16 protein-coding genes are annotated in these 15,810 nt (G+C 42.2%); 7 read left to right on the top strand and 9 right to left on the bottom strand.

Going from position 1 to position 15,810, the window contains the following annotated elements; all coding sequences use genetic code 11:
• The first annotated feature begins 187 nt into the window (after positions 1-187).
• The 7 genes from accD (at position 188) to P2G54_RS13695 (ending at position 7,005) form a co-directional block, all read left to right on the top strand.
• On the top strand, positions 188-1,030 hold the full coding sequence (accD, locus tag P2G54_RS13725) for an acetyl-CoA carboxylase, carboxyltransferase subunit beta (protein WP_275872062.1): 843 nt from the start codon (positions 188-190) through the stop codon (positions 1,028-1,030).
• A gap of 128 nt (positions 1,031-1,158) precedes the next feature.
• Positions 1,159-2,463 carry an NADH:ubiquinone reductase (Na(+)-transporting) subunit F gene (gene nqrF / locus P2G54_RS13720; protein ID WP_275872061.1) on the top strand — a complete coding sequence of 435 codons (1,305 nt, stop codon included), beginning with the start codon at positions 1,159-1,161 and terminating at the stop codon, positions 2,461-2,463.
• Between the two features lie 81 nt (positions 2,464-2,544).
• Positions 2,545-3,696 (top strand): formimidoylglutamase, encoded by a 1,152-nt coding sequence (locus tag P2G54_RS13715; RefSeq protein ID WP_275872059.1) that lies wholly within the window; start codon positions 2,545-2,547, stop codon positions 3,694-3,696.
• Positions 3,696-3,923 (top strand): cytochrome b5 domain-containing protein, encoded by a 228-nt coding sequence (locus P2G54_RS13710; protein ID WP_275872057.1) that lies wholly within the window; start codon positions 3,696-3,698, stop codon positions 3,921-3,923. Before P2G54_RS13715 ends, P2G54_RS13710 begins: the two co-directional genes overlap by 1 nt.
• 1 nt (position 3,924) lies before the next feature.
• Entirely contained in the window at positions 3,925-4,767 is an 843-nt protein-coding gene (locus P2G54_RS13705; protein WP_275872056.1) for an N-acetylglucosamine kinase, read from the top strand.
• Positions 4,764-5,573: an N-acetylmuramic acid 6-phosphate etherase gene (gene murQ, locus P2G54_RS13700; protein WP_275872054.1), complete on the top strand. Its 810-nt coding sequence runs from the start codon at positions 4,764-4,766 to the stop codon at positions 5,571-5,573. The genes P2G54_RS13705 and murQ overlap by 4 nt, the downstream gene beginning before the upstream one ends.
• Before the next feature lie 118 nt (positions 5,574-5,691).
• Positions 5,692-7,005: a pseudouridine synthase gene (locus P2G54_RS13695; protein ID WP_275872053.1), complete on the top strand. Its 1,314-nt coding sequence runs from the start codon at positions 5,692-5,694 to the stop codon at positions 7,003-7,005.
• A 30-nt stretch (positions 7,006-7,035) separates the two neighbouring features.
• On the opposite strand, the gene trxA is transcribed toward P2G54_RS13695, so the two are convergent.
• The 9 genes from trxA to chrA form a co-directional block, all read right to left on the bottom strand.
• The gene (trxA, locus tag P2G54_RS13690) at positions 7,036-7,341 is read right to left on the bottom strand and encodes a thioredoxin (protein WP_275872051.1); all 306 of its coding nucleotides are present in this window, start codon (positions 7,339-7,341) and stop codon (positions 7,036-7,038) included.
• A gap of 69 nt (positions 7,342-7,410) precedes the next feature.
• Positions 7,411-7,962 (bottom strand): OmpH family outer membrane protein, encoded by a 552-nt coding sequence (locus P2G54_RS13685; RefSeq protein WP_275872050.1) that lies wholly within the window; start codon positions 7,960-7,962, stop codon positions 7,411-7,413.
• Positions 7,963-7,977: 15 nt separating this feature from the next.
• Entirely contained in the window at positions 7,978-8,508 is a 531-nt protein-coding gene (locus P2G54_RS13680; protein WP_275872048.1) for an OmpH family outer membrane protein, read from the bottom strand.
• Between the two features lie 91 nt (positions 8,509-8,599).
• On the bottom strand, positions 8,600-11,296 hold the full coding sequence (locus tag P2G54_RS13675) for a POTRA domain-containing protein (RefSeq protein WP_275872047.1): 2,697 nt from the start codon (positions 11,294-11,296) through the stop codon (positions 8,600-8,602).
• A 7-nt stretch (positions 11,297-11,303) separates the two neighbouring features.
• Positions 11,304-12,041, bottom strand: coding sequence for an isoprenyl transferase (locus P2G54_RS13670; protein WP_275872045.1), 738 nt, complete (start codon positions 12,039-12,041; stop codon positions 11,304-11,306).
• A gap of 81 nt (positions 12,042-12,122) precedes the next feature.
• Positions 12,123-12,872 (bottom strand): DUF6089 family protein, encoded by a 750-nt coding sequence (locus P2G54_RS13665; RefSeq protein ID WP_275872043.1) that lies wholly within the window; start codon positions 12,870-12,872, stop codon positions 12,123-12,125.
• 106 nt (positions 12,873-12,978) lie between these two features.
• A complete protein-coding gene (locus tag P2G54_RS13660) occupies positions 12,979-13,854 on the bottom strand; it encodes an NAD kinase (protein WP_275872042.1) in 876 nt (291 codons plus the stop codon).
• A 3-nt stretch (positions 13,855-13,857) separates the two neighbouring features.
• On the bottom strand, positions 13,858-14,523 hold the full coding sequence (locus P2G54_RS13655; RefSeq protein WP_275872040.1) for a CBS domain-containing protein: 666 nt from the start codon (positions 14,521-14,523) through the stop codon (positions 13,858-13,860).
• A gap of 85 nt (positions 14,524-14,608) precedes the next feature.
• A complete protein-coding gene (chrA, locus tag P2G54_RS13650; RefSeq protein ID WP_275872039.1) occupies positions 14,609-15,808 on the bottom strand; it encodes a chromate efflux transporter in 1,200 nt (399 codons plus the stop codon).
• Between the last annotated feature and the right edge of the window lie 2 nt (positions 15,809-15,810).

Below are 15,810 nucleotides of genomic sequence, written 5' to 3'. Positions count from 1 at the left end.
AAGCTTCTGTTAGGGCTTTCTTTTCAAAATAACGTAAAATTCGCTGCGCTGAAAAGCAAAATTACTCGGAAAGTAATCCTGCCGATTTCTGGGGAAAGGAAACTAGACGGCATTGGGATTTTATTTAATGGATTTAAGGTCTAAATTTGTGTCCTTTGACTTGTCAAAAAAAAAATAAAAACTCAATATGGCTTGGTTTAAAAGAACGGATAAAGGAATCAAAACCTCCACAGCTGAGAAAAAGGACGCCCCTGACGGGCTGTGGTTTAAGACTCCTAATGGAAATATTATCCATACCCGAGAGCTGAAAAACAATGCATTTGTTTGCCCTGATGACGACTTCCATGTCAAAATCGGATCCAAAGAATATTTTGAAATACTATTTGACGGGAATAAATTCACAGAGTTGGACAAAGACATGAAGTCCGGTGATCCCCTGAAATTCACAGATACCAAGCCGTATTCATCCAGAATCGAGGCTACAATAGCCAAAACTGAACTGAATGACGCCGTGAGAACTGCTTATGGCAAGATGAACGGGATTGATATTGTAGTGGCCTGTATGGATTTCAATTTTATAGGAGGTTCCATGGGATCTGTTGTAGGAGAAAAAATCGCGAGGGCGATTGACCATTCTCTGAAAAACAAGGTGCCTTTCTTGATGATTTCTAAATCCGGGGGAGCGAGAATGATGGAGGCAGGGTTTTCCCTCATGCAAATGGCAAAGACCTCAGCTAAATTGGCCCTGTTGGATCAGGCAGCCATTCCTTATATTTCTCTTTTGACTGACCCAACCACCGGTGGTGTTACTGCTTCTTATGCCATGTTGGGAGATTTTAATATTGCCGAGCCTGGTGCCTTGATTGGTTTCGCAGGACCAAGGGTAATCCGGGAGACCATTGGAAAAGATCTTCCTAAAGGATTTCAAAGTTCAGAGTTTGTTTTGGAGCATGGGTTTCTTGATTTTATCATAGACAGAAGACAGCTAAAAAGTAGACTGAGCACTTTGTTAAACCTTTTGAATAATTAATCGGTTGTCTTAAAAAATTAAAGGGCGTATTCCGCCCAAAATTGGTGCGTTTATTGGTCTGTTATTGTGATTAATAAATATATTTGTGCACCCTTAAATCCATCAGAAAAAAGTAAAACCAAAATTTCATGGGTTCTGTAATTATTACTTCCATTGTAGCATTTACCGTAATTATTCTGCTACTGGTATTCATCCTACTGTTTGCCCAGTCTAAGCTGGTGAATTCAGGAGATGTTAAAATTATTATCAATGGTGACGAAAGCAATCCGATTGTAACTTCAGCGGGAACTAGCTTGCTTTCCACATTGGGAAATCAAAAGATTTTTCTTCCTTCAGCATGTGGAGGAGGCGGTACCTGTGCCATGTGTAAGTGCGTGGTTGAAGAAGGTGGAGGAGAAGTTCTTCCAACGGAGGTAGGCCACCTAAGCAGAGCAGAACAGCAGGGTCATGTTCGCTTGGCTTGCCAAGTGAAGGTGAAGCAGGACATGAAGATTCGTGTTCCTGAGGAGATCTTCGGAATCAAGAAATGGGAGTGTGAAGTAATTTCCAATTACAACGTTTCTACTTTCATCAAAGAATTCAAAGTTAAACTACCTGAGGGAGAAGTTTTGAACTTCGAAGCAGGTGGATATATTCAGATTGATGTACCTGTAATCACTGTAAACTTCAAGGATATGGATATCACTCCACATCCTGAGCTAGGTCACCCGGCCGATGTTTATCAAAGTGATTGGGATAAGTTTGGTTTGTGGGATCTGGTCATGAAAAATGGAGAAGAGCTATTTAGAGCTTACTCCATGGCAAACCACCCAGCTGAAGGTAATATCGTGATGTTGACCATTCGTATTGCTACTCCACCATGGGATAGAGCTAACAATAAGTGGATGGATGTAAATCCAGGTGTTTGCTCTTCTTATGTATTCTCTCGAAAGCCAGGGGACAAAGTGACCATTTCTGGTCCTTATGGTGAATTCCATATCAACCCAACGGATAGAGAAATGATCTATATTGGTGGTGGTGCTGGTATGGCTCCATTGAGAGCTCAGATCTTCCATCTTTTCCATACTGAGAAGACTTCCAGAAAAGTTTCATATTGGTATGGAGGTAGATCTAAGAAAGAACTATTCTATGTGCCTCATTTCCGGGCTATTGAAAAAGACTTCCCTAATTTCTCTTTCAATATCGGTCTTTCAGAGCCGCTTCCTGAAGATAATTGGAAAATCAAGAAGTCTTTGGATGATAAAGAAGGAGACGGTTATGTAGGGTTTATTCACCAAGTATTGTTTGACAATTATCTGAAGAATCACCCAGAGCCAGATGAGGTAGAATTCTACCTATGCGGTCCTCCATTGATGAATGCTGCCGTTCTGAAAATGCTTGATGATTTGGGTATTCCTCAGGAAAACATCCGATTCGATGACTTCGGAGGATAATGAAAAACTTCAATCCCGCTTCGGCGGGATTTTTTATTATTAGAGGCTTTTTTGCTTATTTTTACCCTACACCTAACCCTTATGAATATTCAATCTTTTTTTGAGCCGGTAGCAGAATTCCTGTGGCAAAAGAAATATCCAGAAAATTCCTTCTTTAGCCAGATTCACTGGTATGGGGAGGAATTTCCAGATTTAAAAGGAGTTCAAATTGCCCTAGTTGGACTGAAAGAAACCCGAGGAGTCGCAAAATCAGAAAGCGTGGCTCGAGGATCGAACGAGATTCGGGAAAAACTTTATGAACTGAAACGAGGAATTGGTCCCTATCGATTGGCGGATTTGGGTGATTTGATTCCGGGAGAAACGCTCCAGGATACCTATGAGCGCATGCAACAGGTGGGGGAATATCTCATGAAGCATCAGATTTTGCCAGTGTATTTTGGAGGGACACATGATCTGGACTACGGTCAGTACTTGTCTTATCAAAAAATGAAAAAGTTGATTAGCCTCTTGACGGTGGATGCTAAGCTTGATATGGAAGAGGATGGGCCATTGGCTGACCAGCATACTCAGGAAATAATTTTACACCAACCCAATTTTCTTTTTTCTTATACCCATCTTGCTTATCAGAGTTTTTTGGTAGATCCTTCCTTGATTAATGTGATTGAAAAGTTGTATTTCGACCACATGCGACTGGGTAAGGTCCGAACAGAGTTCAAGGAAATAGAACCACTGATCAGGAATGCTGATTTATTGAGTTTTGACCTCTGTGCTATTCAGTCTTCTGATGCACCCGGTGTAATAGATGCCCAGCCCTTTGGTCTTACCGCAGAGGAAGCCTGCCAGATTTGCTGGTTTGCAGGGATGAATGAAAAATTGAGTTCCATTGGGATTTATGGATATGAACCCTATTTCGATGATGCGAGCAACAAAACCGCAAAAGTTGCAGCAGTTATGCTTTGGTATTTCATAGAAGGGTTTTACTCCCGTAAGGATAGTCTTTCTTTTAAGAGCAGTGATTACACCAAGTACACAGTTTCCCTGGATAGCAAGCCCAATACCCTAGTATTCTATAAAAGCAAAAGAAGTGGAAAGTGGTGGATGGAAATCCCTCATAACGAAACCGAGAAATTCGACAGGTTTACCACAGTTCCATGCAGTTATTCTGATTATCAGACAGCACAAAAAGGTGAAATTCCCGAGCGTTGGATCAATGCTCAGATTAAGTTGCTTTGATGAAAGTTTATACTAAACAGCAGCTCGCACTGAGAAATGGGCAGGATAAGCCGGAAATATGGATTGCTTATCGGGGGATTATTTATGAAGTGACCCATTCCCGACTTTGGAAATCAGGGAAGCATTATGAACATTGGGCGGGGCAGGATTTGACCGAGGAACTACTCGACGCCCCCCATTCTGAAAAAGTATTTGAACGATTTTCGCCCATTGGGCGCTTGGAATAATATGATTTTAATAGCAGATAGTGGCTCAAGTAAAACAGACTGGAGAGTTATTCACAAGGATGGAAGAGTCAGTCAAAATAGGGGAGTAGGCTTTAATCCCTATTATCAAACTTCCGAGGAAATGGCCATTCAGATGCGCCAGGATTTTCTGGTAAATCTGGAAAGTGAAATCGAAGAGATTTATTACTACGGTGCCGGATGTTCTGCAGATATCCGAAAAAAGGAAGTTGAAAATGCCTTAAGGACGATTTTCCCGAATTCCAAGATTCAAGTAGATCACGACCTTTCTGCAGCAGCACATGCGACCTGTGGTCATCAGGCGGGAATTGCCTGCATTCTAGGTACTGGGTCCAATAGCTGTGATTATGATGGTGAGAAAATCATTGATTCCAGACCAGCTCCCGGGTATATTTTGGGAGATGAAGGTGGTGGAGGTTACGTGGGAAGAAAATTTCTTATTGATTTCATTAACGAGGAAATGCCTCAAGTAATTCGGGAAGAATTGATTGACCGGTTCCAGTTAAGTGCAGCGCTAATTCAGGATCATGTGTATAGGCAGCCCTTTCCCAATCGGTACATGGCAAGTTTTTGCAGGTTTATCACCGAACATAAAAGTGAACCTTACTGCTATAATCTTTTCTATAGCTCATTCCAGGATTTCTTTGCCAAACATGTTTTGAAGTACAGAGATTACGGAAATAAGCCTGTTAACTTTGTGGGCTCCATTGCATATTATAACAGCGATATTTTGAGAAAAGCTGCCATGGATGCTGGCCTTTATGTCAATTTGATCATAGAAAGTCCAATAGCAGGACTTACACTTTACCACCAAGAAAAATTATGAAAGTAACTGAAAGCCCCTCACATTATGACAATCTCGAGCAGATGGAGATCAAAGATCTGCTTCAGAATATCAATAAAGAGGACCATCGAGTGCCTGAGGCTGTCAAGAAGGTGATTCCTGCCATTGCCCTACTGGTTGAGCAGATTGTGCCTCGAATGGAAAAGGGGGGTAGATTGATTTACATTGGTGCCGGCACGAGCGGAAGACTGGGTATATTGGATGCTTCAGAATGTCCTCCAACATACGGTGTTCCTCACGATTGGGTAATTGGGCTTATAGCTGGAGGGGATTCAGCAATCCGAAAGGCCGTGGAAAATGCCGAAGATGATCGGAATCAGGCTTGGAAAGATATTCAGGAATACGGCTTCAACAGTGATGATACTATAATCGGGATAGCGGCATCCGGGACTACACCCTATGTGATAGGTGGAGTCAAGACTGCCAGGGATAATGGTTTACTAACTGGTTGTATCACCTGCAACCCCAATTCCCCGTTGAGTCAGGAAGTAGAATACCCAATTGAAGTGGTCGTAGGTCCTGAGTTTGTCACTGGAAGTACCAGAATGAAAGCCGGGACAGCCCAGAAATTGGTACTGAATATGATTTCAACTACTGTTATGATAAAGCTGGGAAGAGTTAAAGGCAACAAAATGGTAGACATGCAACTATCCAATGCCAAATTGGTAGATAGAGGTACAAAAATGATCATGGAAGCTACCGGTTTGGGTGAGGAGGAAGCAAAGGGGCTTTTGTTGTCGGAGGGTTCAGTGAGAAAGGCAACGGAGTATTTTTATAAAAACAAGTAAATTTTTCAGACTAGGGAGAAAAATCCCTAGAATGAAAGTATCTTTGCAGCCCAATTAAGCGTTTGAAATTCAATCGCTTATTAATCATTCAAAAATCCAGCAGTGATGCTGCACGCTTATGAAAAACAACAATCCTAAAAGGCGCTTTTTCAACCAGGAAAATGAGAGTTCTGAACCTCAGAAGCCGTTTAGAAAAGACAATCCTTCCTCTGGAAAATCAGGGAAGTTTGAAAAAACTGAAAAAAAGGGCTTTGGCAAAAAAAGAAGCTTTGGAGATAAGCCTTCTTTTGATCAAAAGAAGACCGAATATTCGGACAGAGGAGGACGCAAAAAGACCGAGTTCAAACCTGGATCCAAACCAGCTCCATCCTTTGGAAAGAAGAGATTTTTTGGGGAGCAATCCGATTCCTCTTCTGAAGGCAGGTTTACTCGTAAAGAGGATTCCAAGTCAAAGAAGTTTGAGAAGAAAGGGAAATTCGAAGGCAAAAAACTCGGTACTGAATTTTCAAAAAATCGACCTGAATCCGGAAATGTTTATCTAGGTAGAGGAAGGGACCAAAAGCCTGTTTATGGTGAAAAGGGTTCTGGGAATTCACTTGGAAAAGCTCCGGCAAAAAGTGGTTTTGGCAAAAATAGACCTAACAGAAATATTTCAGATGTGGAGCGGCCTGAGTATAATTTTGATGCTCTCCCTGCCAAGAAATCAAAAAGCAAGTCTGATTCTGACTTGATCCGCCTGAATAAATACATCGCCAATTCCGGGATTTGCAGCCGTCGTGAGGCAGATGAATTGATCGGCCAAGGGTTGGTTACCGTCAATAATGAGGTGATTACTGAGTTGGGTTATAAGGTAAAAAAATCAGATCGGGTGGTTTATCAAGGAAAAAGAATCAATCCTGAAAAGCCGGTTTATGTTTTATTGAACAAACCCAAGGATTTTATCACCACTACTGAAGATCCTATGGAACGGAAGACCGTGATGAGTTTGGTGGAAAATGCCTGCGAAGAACGGATATTCCCCGTAGGAAGGCTGGACAGAAACACTACAGGTCTGTTACTTTTCACCAATGACGGAGAGTTGGCAGCCAAGCTTTCGCATCCTTCCAATGAGATCCGTAAGATTTACCAAGTCACCTTGGATAAGCCTCTTACCAAAAAGGATGAGGAATTGATTTTAGAGGGACTGACTTTGGAAGACGGGCCTGCAAATGTGGATGACATGCAAGTGCTTTCGAAAGACAGAACCATTTTAGGTTTGGAGATTCATATTGGTAGAAACCGGATTGTGAGAAGGATATTTGCGCATCTTGGTTATGAGGTGACTGCTCTGGACCGGGTGATGTTTGCCGGATTGGACAAAAAAGATCTGAAAAGGGGACATTATCGCTTCCTCACCGAAAAGGAAGTGATCAAGTTAAAATTCTTCATATAAATTTAAAAAAGCTCCTGAAAGGGAGCTTTTTTAGGTAAATGCCTTAAGGCTTTGAAATAAATCTCTTTTGGTCATGATTCCTCCTTTTCTCCAGAGGATTTTCCCCCTTTTGAAGAGCGCATAGTGTGGGATGGACCGTACTCCAAATTGCTGAGCCAATTGTGGGTGCTTATCTACGTTAAGCTTCAACAGCTTGATCTTCCCTCCCAGTTCATCCAAGACGGATTCAATGATAGGGTTCATGGTTTGGCAGGGGCCACACCAATCTGCATAAAAATCCACCAAGACGGCGTCCTGGCTTTTAAGCATAATGTCTTTGGGGTTCTTTTTTGCCATAGCCAAAAATAAAAAAACCGGCATTCCGAATAAAATCAGGATGCCGGTTTCTGTTAGAATAGTAGCGACTTAGTTTCCTGCAGGAGGAGTTGGAAGCTGAATTCCCAATTTAGCCAAAACCAATTCAGTGAACTTGTCCTCTTCCTTGGTGTAAAGAAGGATAGGTGCCTGACCGGCAGTCTGTGCAAAAATATGCGTGTAGTTGTTTTCAGCGGCTACTGCATTGATTGCGTTTACAACTTTGGTCTGTACAGGCTCCAAAAGCTCCTGTAGTTTTCTTTGATAGCTAACCTGAGCATCCTGCTCATACTTCTGAAGGTCTTGCTGAAGTTTTGTAAGCTCTTGTTCCTTAGCAGCTCTTGCATCTTCGGTCATGGTAGCTGCAGCCTGCTGATAAGACTGAACCTGACGTTGGAAGTCCTGTGCTTTGGTTTGGATATTGGTTTGAAGTTGAGTTTCGTAGTCTCTAATATCGGCACCGATTTGTTCCATTTCTGGCATCAAATCCATGATAAAATCCACATCGGTATACCCGATTTTCAATTCCTGAGTCTGAGCTTGAGCTACAAATCCTACGCAAAGCAGGGCGATTGCGGAAAGGATAAATTTTACTTTCATCATTAGTTGTGTTTGTATTTAATTGTTGTCTTCAATTCCTAGTTCTTCCAAAACAAATTCGGAGTAATCATGTCTTGGATCCGTGTAGATTATTCCGGATGGGACGGATGCCTTGTCAAAAAGAATGGCCAAGTTGTTTTTCCTGGAAACCCGTTCGATTGCGTCGTAAATTTTGGACTGCAATGGTTGGAGCAATTCAGCCTGTTTTTGAAAGTACTGTCCGTTGATACCGAATATTCTGCTGTTAAATTCCTGAGATTCCTTTTCCTTTTGTTTAATAGCTGCAATTTTCTGATGGTACATCTCTTCGGTCAATAAGACTTCCTCAGCTTTCAATTGCACATACATTTCTTTTATCTCTTTATCCAAACTTTGTGCCTCATTCTTCCATTCAGTACTCAGTTTGGCAAGTTCCTGTTCTACGATTTTGTAGTCAGGATGTTTGTTTAGGATGTATTCGGAGTCGATATATCCCAGCTTTTGTGCGGCCAAAGGGCCTGTAAATAGCACAAAGAGAAGCAAAAGTACGATTTTCGGCAAATAATTCATGGCAAAGAGATTAATTCAGTTTTCACTTTTTAACGAGTGGCCAATAGGAAAATTTTGACATAAATTAACTAATCTCATCCTGAATTCAAGCTTATCTGAATTGCTGTCCAATTGTAAAGTGGAACTGAGGTCCACTTCTGTTTACAGTACCTGGTATGGCATCGAATCCATAACCCCAGTCTACCCCAAGTAAGCCAAAGGCCGGCATGAAGATCCTGGCTCCCATACCAGCTGATTTTTTCAGGTCATATGGGTTGAAATCTCTATAGGAACCCCAGTTGTTTCCAGCTTCGGCAAAGCCCAGCAAGAAGATGGTGGCAGATGGGTTCGGAGAAACCAGGAAGCGTACTTCCATCACATACTTGTTATATACAATCCCTCCATATGGGTCAGGATTTGCAGTACCACGGGTGTCTCTTCCCGGTGTGATGGTCTGGTTTTCATACCCTCTCAGGCCGATGATTTCTTGACCTAAGGCAAAGTTGTTGAAAGTCATACCGTCTCCACCCATCACAAATCTTTCAAGCGGGATAAAACCGATTTTCTGACCATAAGACCCTAAGAATCCCATGTGGGCACGAGCACTCGCTACTAGCTTGTTGGAGCCGAAAAGCGGCGTATAAATGGACGCATCAAACATCCACTTATGATATTCCAGCCATTTGAATTTCTCCTGATCTGTGGTTTCTGAATTCAGATTTTTATTCAAAGAAGAATAAGGAGGTGTCAGGGAAGTAGAAAGGATAATATTTGAACCGAATCTTGGATAGATCGGGTTGTCAATATTATTCCTAGCAATGGTGTTGTTAATGGTAAGGCTGTTTGACTTTCCGGTTGGATAGCTTAAGCCAAAGGAGGTTCCAAACTGGTCAAATTCGTAGATCTGGAATTGAAGGGAGTTACTGATGCTGAAGTAGTCATCAGGCCAAGTAACCCGCTTGGATAGCCCAATTGTAGCACCGGTAATTTTAAAGAAGCCCAGTTCGTTGCCAAAGTTGGTTCTGCTGAAGAAATCAACCTGTCGCTGAACTGAATGGTTGAAGCTAAAGCTCAGGGCATTTGGTTTTTTACCTCCAAACCATGGTTCAGTCAAGGAAACTGAGTAATTCTGGAAGGATCTACCATTTGCCTGAACTCTCAGGGAAAGTTTCTGCCCATCACCTACTGGTAGTGGATCCCATTTGTCGAAATTACCGATGTTTTTGATGGAGAAGTTGTTGAAAATCAGGCCTACGGTTCCGACGAAACCATAGAATCCACCCCAACCACCGGAAAGTTCGATTTGGTCATTAGGACGCTCCTCAAGCTCGAAAGTGATATCTACAGTAGCTGCTTCAAAGTTCGGTCTTAAATCCGGGTTGATTTTTTCCGGGTCAAAATATCCCAACTGGGAAAGTTCACGGATGGTACGTACCAAAAGACTTCTGTTGAATTTTTGTCCAGGAAGAATTCGGATTTCCCGCATGACCACATGATCAGAAGTACGTTCGTTTCCTGTGATCCCCACACTGTTCACAGTAACCTGTGGGCCTTCGAAGATCCGCATTTCCAAGTCAATGGAATCTCCTACCACATTTACTTCTACAGGTTGAATGTTGAAAAACAGATATCCATCATCCTGATACAAGGAACTCACATCATCTCCTTTTTGAGGGTCGTAGTTCAGTCTTTTATCCAGTTTTTCCTTGTCATAAACATCGCCCTTTTGGATACCCAGTTTAGCATGTAGGATTTCATCTGGATGGATGAAATTTCCGGTAAACTCGATGTTTCTATAATAGTATTTTTTTCCTTCCTCAATATCTATATCGATGTTGATTTTCTCTTCACCGAATTTGTATACAGAGTCTTCCAGGATTTTGGCATCCCTAAAGCCTTTGCTTTGATAGAAGTTAATTACGTTATCCTTGTCGTTCCTATACTCCTTTGGGATGTACTTGGAACCATTGAAAAAGTTGAGTTTGAAGTTTTTGTTGATGTAGGATTTGGCCTCTTCCTTGGAAGCTGAATCTGTGTAAAACAGGGAATTGCCCACGTCTGAAACAGAAGCTTCAGTCATTCGGGAATACAAATCTTTGAATACACTAACACGTGCGTGCTCTTTGGTTTTCTTTAATTTCCCTTTGACCTTGGAGTCAGGGATTTCATCGTTACCAAAAATCCGTATTTCGTTGATCTTTACTTTGGACTTGCTGTCAATGTCAAAACGGAGCTTAACACTGTTTGGAAGTGTAGTGTCTCTGTCCTGGATAATTTTAACCTCAGTGTTGAGGTAGCCCTTGTCCATGAAATATTTCTCAATATTTCTTTTTGCGGTATTGAGTACATCGTCACGGACTACTCTTCCTCGTATGTTGACTTTGTCCCGAAGCTCACTTTCCTGGGTCTTTCCAACTCCTGAAAATTCCACTCTGGAGAATCTTGGCCTTTCGGTAAGATCTAGCAGCAAATAGATGTCTTCACCCTCTACTTTGGTCACTAGTATTTTTACGTCACCGATGATTCCTTGATTCCATAGTTTTTTGAGTGCATTAGAAATTGCATCTCCGGGGACCTGGATTCTATCGTCTACTTTCAGACCTGAAAGGGAGAGGATTGCGACCTCATCCAAGGTAGTCAAGCCAACGGCCTTTATTTCGGCGATTCTATAGGTTTGGGGTTTGGAATAATTCAACTCCAGAATATCAACCGGTCGGGTTGAGGCATAACGGCTTTGGCCAAGCCTGATTTGTGCCATCGCTGAACCTGCCCATACCAGACAAAACAGAATCAATAAACTTCTTTTCATCAATAACTTAAGATTTAACTTGTTCACCTGTTTTACCAAATCTTCTTTCCCGAGATTGAAAGTCGAGAATGGCAGCTTCCAGGTGCTCTTTTCTGAAATCCGGCCATAATACCGGGGTGAAATACAGCTCGGTATAGGCCAATTGCCACAGTAGAAAATTGCTGATTCTGAATTCACCGGAGGTTCTGATCATGAGTTCAGGATCAGGAATTCCGGCGGTTTCCAGATGATCGGCCACCAACTGCTGGGTGATGTCCTCCACTGCTAATTTTCCTTCAGAGACTTTTTGAGCAATGCGTTTGGTTGCTTGGGCGATCTCCCATTTTCCACTATAGCTGAGAGCTAGGATTACGGTGAGGCCGGTATTTTTGGAAGTGATGGATTTTGCTTCCATCAGTTTTTGAAAGGCTGCCGGAGGCAGGCTACCTAAATCCCCGATACTTAGGAGTCTGATGTTGTTTTTGATCATCATCGGAACCTCATCGGTGATGGTTTTCACCAAAAGTTCCATGAGTCCGTTAACTTCATCTTGGGGTCTCGACCAGTTTTCTGTGGAAAAGGAGAAAAGTGTCAGGAATTTTACTCCTAGATTTTCGGCTCCTTCAATTGAATCCTTTACTGCCTGAATTGCATGGCGGTGTCCAAAAATTCTCATGGCACCTTTTTTCTTGGCCCAACGGCCGTTACCATCCATGATTATTGCAATATGACTGGGGACTTTCTCTAGGTCTAGTACTTCCTTCATTCCTTGGGTTCCGAATACCTCGCATTTTGGCCTACAAAAATGCTATTTCTTTTCTAATAATTAAGCCTAAGGCTCAATTAATTAATAAGCGTAGCATTTTGTTGACTCAAAAGTGTAGCTGATCGTGACTCCCAAAAAGTAGTACCAATCCTTGTCGTAGGGATTGCCGAAATTGATCCCATAGGGAAGACTGGGGTCGTTTTGATCCTTAAATCTTGGTATCGGAGGTAAGGTACTATCTATCTTATCCAGATAGTCAGTAAATGTTGCACGGATTCCGGCTTCGGCAGCTAGTGTCCAACGGTCATTTACTTTATACTTTACTCCCCCTCCAAAAGGGATCACTACGGTGCCCTCATTGTAGGATTCTTCGGTGTTGAATTCATATGTTCTCCCTTTTGCAAAGAGGTGAGCATACCCTATCCCAAAGAATGCATAGGGGGAAAAGTTAAACTGCGAATCACCTCTAAGGTAATCCAGAAAGTTAAACTCCAAGACTGCCGTGCCTTCCACAAGTCCGCCTTTAAAATAAGCATCTCTTACCTCTGAGGCCCTGTCTATGAGACTCACATTGTCTTCTGCCCCCAGAGAGGCGATAGTTAATCCCACCCGAAGCGACCATACATTGTCAAAATTTCTCTTGCCAAACAACGTGCCTTGAAGACCTAAATGGTCCAGCCCAACTTTTCTAGTGATGTCTCCGGTATAAGCCGAAGTCCCCAATCCTCCTCCTACTTCAAAATTCTGCGCCTTGGACTCCGAAACAAGTCCTGCATAAATCAGAAGAAAAATGAATAAAGGATTGAAAATCTGAAAATTGACCTTTTTCAAGACGATGCAAGTTATGAAGTACCCAACGTTTAAAAAACGCGTTCTAGTATTTCTGCGGTTAATATTTGTTAAGCTCCTAAGCCCTGTAAATCTAAACGGATGAGGCTCAATTTCTCATATCAAAGCCCCAATTTAATTTTTGTCTTAAGGTATCAAAGAAATTGTATTCCGGTAATTTCACCAGTTTCGCATAAAATTTCTCTTTTTTCACCGTCAGTTTGAGATCTGATGAAATCGAGGTGGACCTAGAGTCCAAGGAAATCAGGAATTTATCAGTTCTGCCTTCAATCCTGAAACTGATCTCGCTTTCTTCGGATACAATGATAGGCCGCACATTTAGATTATGGGGGCTTACAGGTGTAATGACCAGGTTTTTGGCTTCTGGAGAAATTAAAGGGCCTCCACAGCTCAAGGAATAGCCCGTGGAGCCTGTGGGTGTAGCTACAATCAATCCGTCTGCCCAATAGCTGTTGAGGTACTGCCCGTCAATATAAGTATGGACAGTAATCATCGAAGAAGTATCCCGCTTATGGATGGTAAATTCATTCAGTCCGTAGTTTATTCCATTGAATAATTTTCGGTCACAGTGAAGGGAAACAAGGGATCGGGATTCAATTTGATAGTTTTTGCTAGCAAGATTAGCAATTGCCTCGGCGATTTTATCGGTGGAAACTGTAGCCAAAAAACCCAATCTCCCTGTGTTTAGTCCCAAAATTGGAATTTCCAAATGCCCCACTTGTGTTACAGAATCCAGCAAAGTCCCATCCCCACCAATTGAAATCAAAAAGTCCATTTGGGCCATGGCTTTTTTCTTTTCCAAAACCTTGTAGGCAAGCGTTTTGTTGCCATGCATTCGAAGTTGCCTGTCGAAATGCGGGGAAACAAAGATCTCAAAATCGTGCCTTCTTAATTCTGTAAAGAGAGCCTGGACATCGGGGAAATACTCAACCTTTAATGTTAAGCCATGAAGTGCTACTTTCATGGCCTAAATATCTAAAAATCTCAATAAGTTACCGATCCGGTCGCCCTCACTGCTGATCCCTACTTCTTCTTGGTAATGATCCAATATTTTGTAGCCAAACCTTTCCAAAGTGGCTTTGATATGCCTAAGTTCTGGTTGATCAAGTTTTAGTGTCAATTTGATTTTTGAATCATCCAAAGGATCGTTACTAATGAATGAGCTCAATACCTTGGTGTTCTCAGATTCGATGATCCGTGCAATTTCTGCCAGGCTATAGTCAGTCATGTTCATTGAAAGTACCAGAACAGAACCCTGGGATTGAATGGATAGGCTGTCGGCAAATGCAGCTATGGCATCTTCCATAGTTACTACTCCTAAATAGGTATTGTCTCGGTTCAGCACAGCCACGACGTTGGATTGGTGCTCTGCACTTACCTTCAAAACATCATATATATGCTTGTCTTGGTAAACCCAGCATTTTGGGCATTCAGGCGTAATCTTTGCGATTTCCTCCTCTGGTCTGTTAAGATCAAAGATCATTTCATCTCTTATCAGACCCAAAAATTTTCCCTCATCCACCACCGGCAATATATCGGTTCGGATTTCTTCCATCCAGGCCAAGGCCATTTTTGTTTTGTCCTTTAGCTTCAGGGGAGGGATAAGGTTATTGATAAATTCGTAGGCCTGCATAAGAGAAAGATAGGGAATGATTTAGAAAATTAAAACGCAAGGAGTGCGATTCTTGTTCCTAAGGCCAGTTTTTGAAGAAAATGGATCAGTTTATCAGCAAGTTGTAAATTATACCCAGTACAATTCCACCGGCGATAATCATGGGGGAGGAGATTTTGGTGAACTGCAGGACGGAGTAAGTTGCCAGGATGATCAGAATGTTTAGAATATTGGCTTCCAAAGGCTCAAAAAGCAAATAGGCCGCAGCGATCAGCATCCCACAGGAGACAGCGTTGATGCCTTCCAAAGCAGCTCGGACGGGACGATATATCTTTAGTTGGTCCCAAAAGCGGATTACGAAGAAAATCATGAAAATTCCTGGCAAGAAAATTCCAGCTGCTGCGATTAAACCGCCAGTAAGGAATCCCACGAGCCCAAATTCACGCATGGAGAGAGCACCCACATAGGAGGATATACTGAAAGTGGGACCGGGGATACCTTGGGAAATGGCGTATCCAGTAAGAAATTCCTCCGAAGTCAGAAAATGTTTGAAATCGACGAACTCAGTGTACAAATAGGGTACAAGTACTTGCCCTCCTCCAAAAATCAAGCTGCCATTTCGATAGAAATTTTCGAATAAAATTACCGGCTGGTACTGAAAAGCGGCACCCAAAATAGCGGCCAAAACCAAGACCCCAGCCCATAGGTAAAAGTTGGACCATTGGATTACCAAAGGTTTATCTTTCTCAAGCTTGGGCTGTTTTTTGTATTTGATGGAAGTACTAAGTCCTCCCATGATCAGTAAAACCGGAAAAACGTAGGGGGAACTGTAAAAGAAGGAAATAAAAGTTGAGATTAAAACCAGTACCATGGCTTCTGTAGTCTGGACCATTTTACTGATAGTTTTTTGAGCCGCAAAAATGATGAATCCAATCGCCATGGGTTGGATGAACTTGGCAAAGTTCAAAGCTCCCGGGGTATTTTCCTCTAAAAAATAAATCAAAGCTGCGGCTGAAGTCATCAATAAGGTCGCAGGTATGATCCATACAATCAAGGCCAGATAGGCTAGGTTGGGACCTCCTACCCGAAATCCAATGGCTGAAACCAATTGGGTGGAAGAAGGACCTGGGAGCATATTGCACAAAGCATTTAGCTCCCAGAGTTCATCTTCTGTGATGTATTTCCGCATTTTGACCATTCTTTCTAGCAACATTGCCAGAAAAGCTTGCGGGCCGCCAAATGCAGTCAGCGATAGGGCAAGAATATCCCTTAAAAACAGGTAGTATCTAACCCTTTTGACCGACATCC

The organism is Algoriphagus sp. CAU 1675, assembly GCF_029222925.1.
In the GTDB taxonomy this organism is placed as follows: domain Bacteria; phylum Bacteroidota; class Bacteroidia; order Cytophagales; family Cyclobacteriaceae; genus Algoriphagus.
This window is presented reverse-complemented; position numbering and strand designations above follow the sequence as displayed.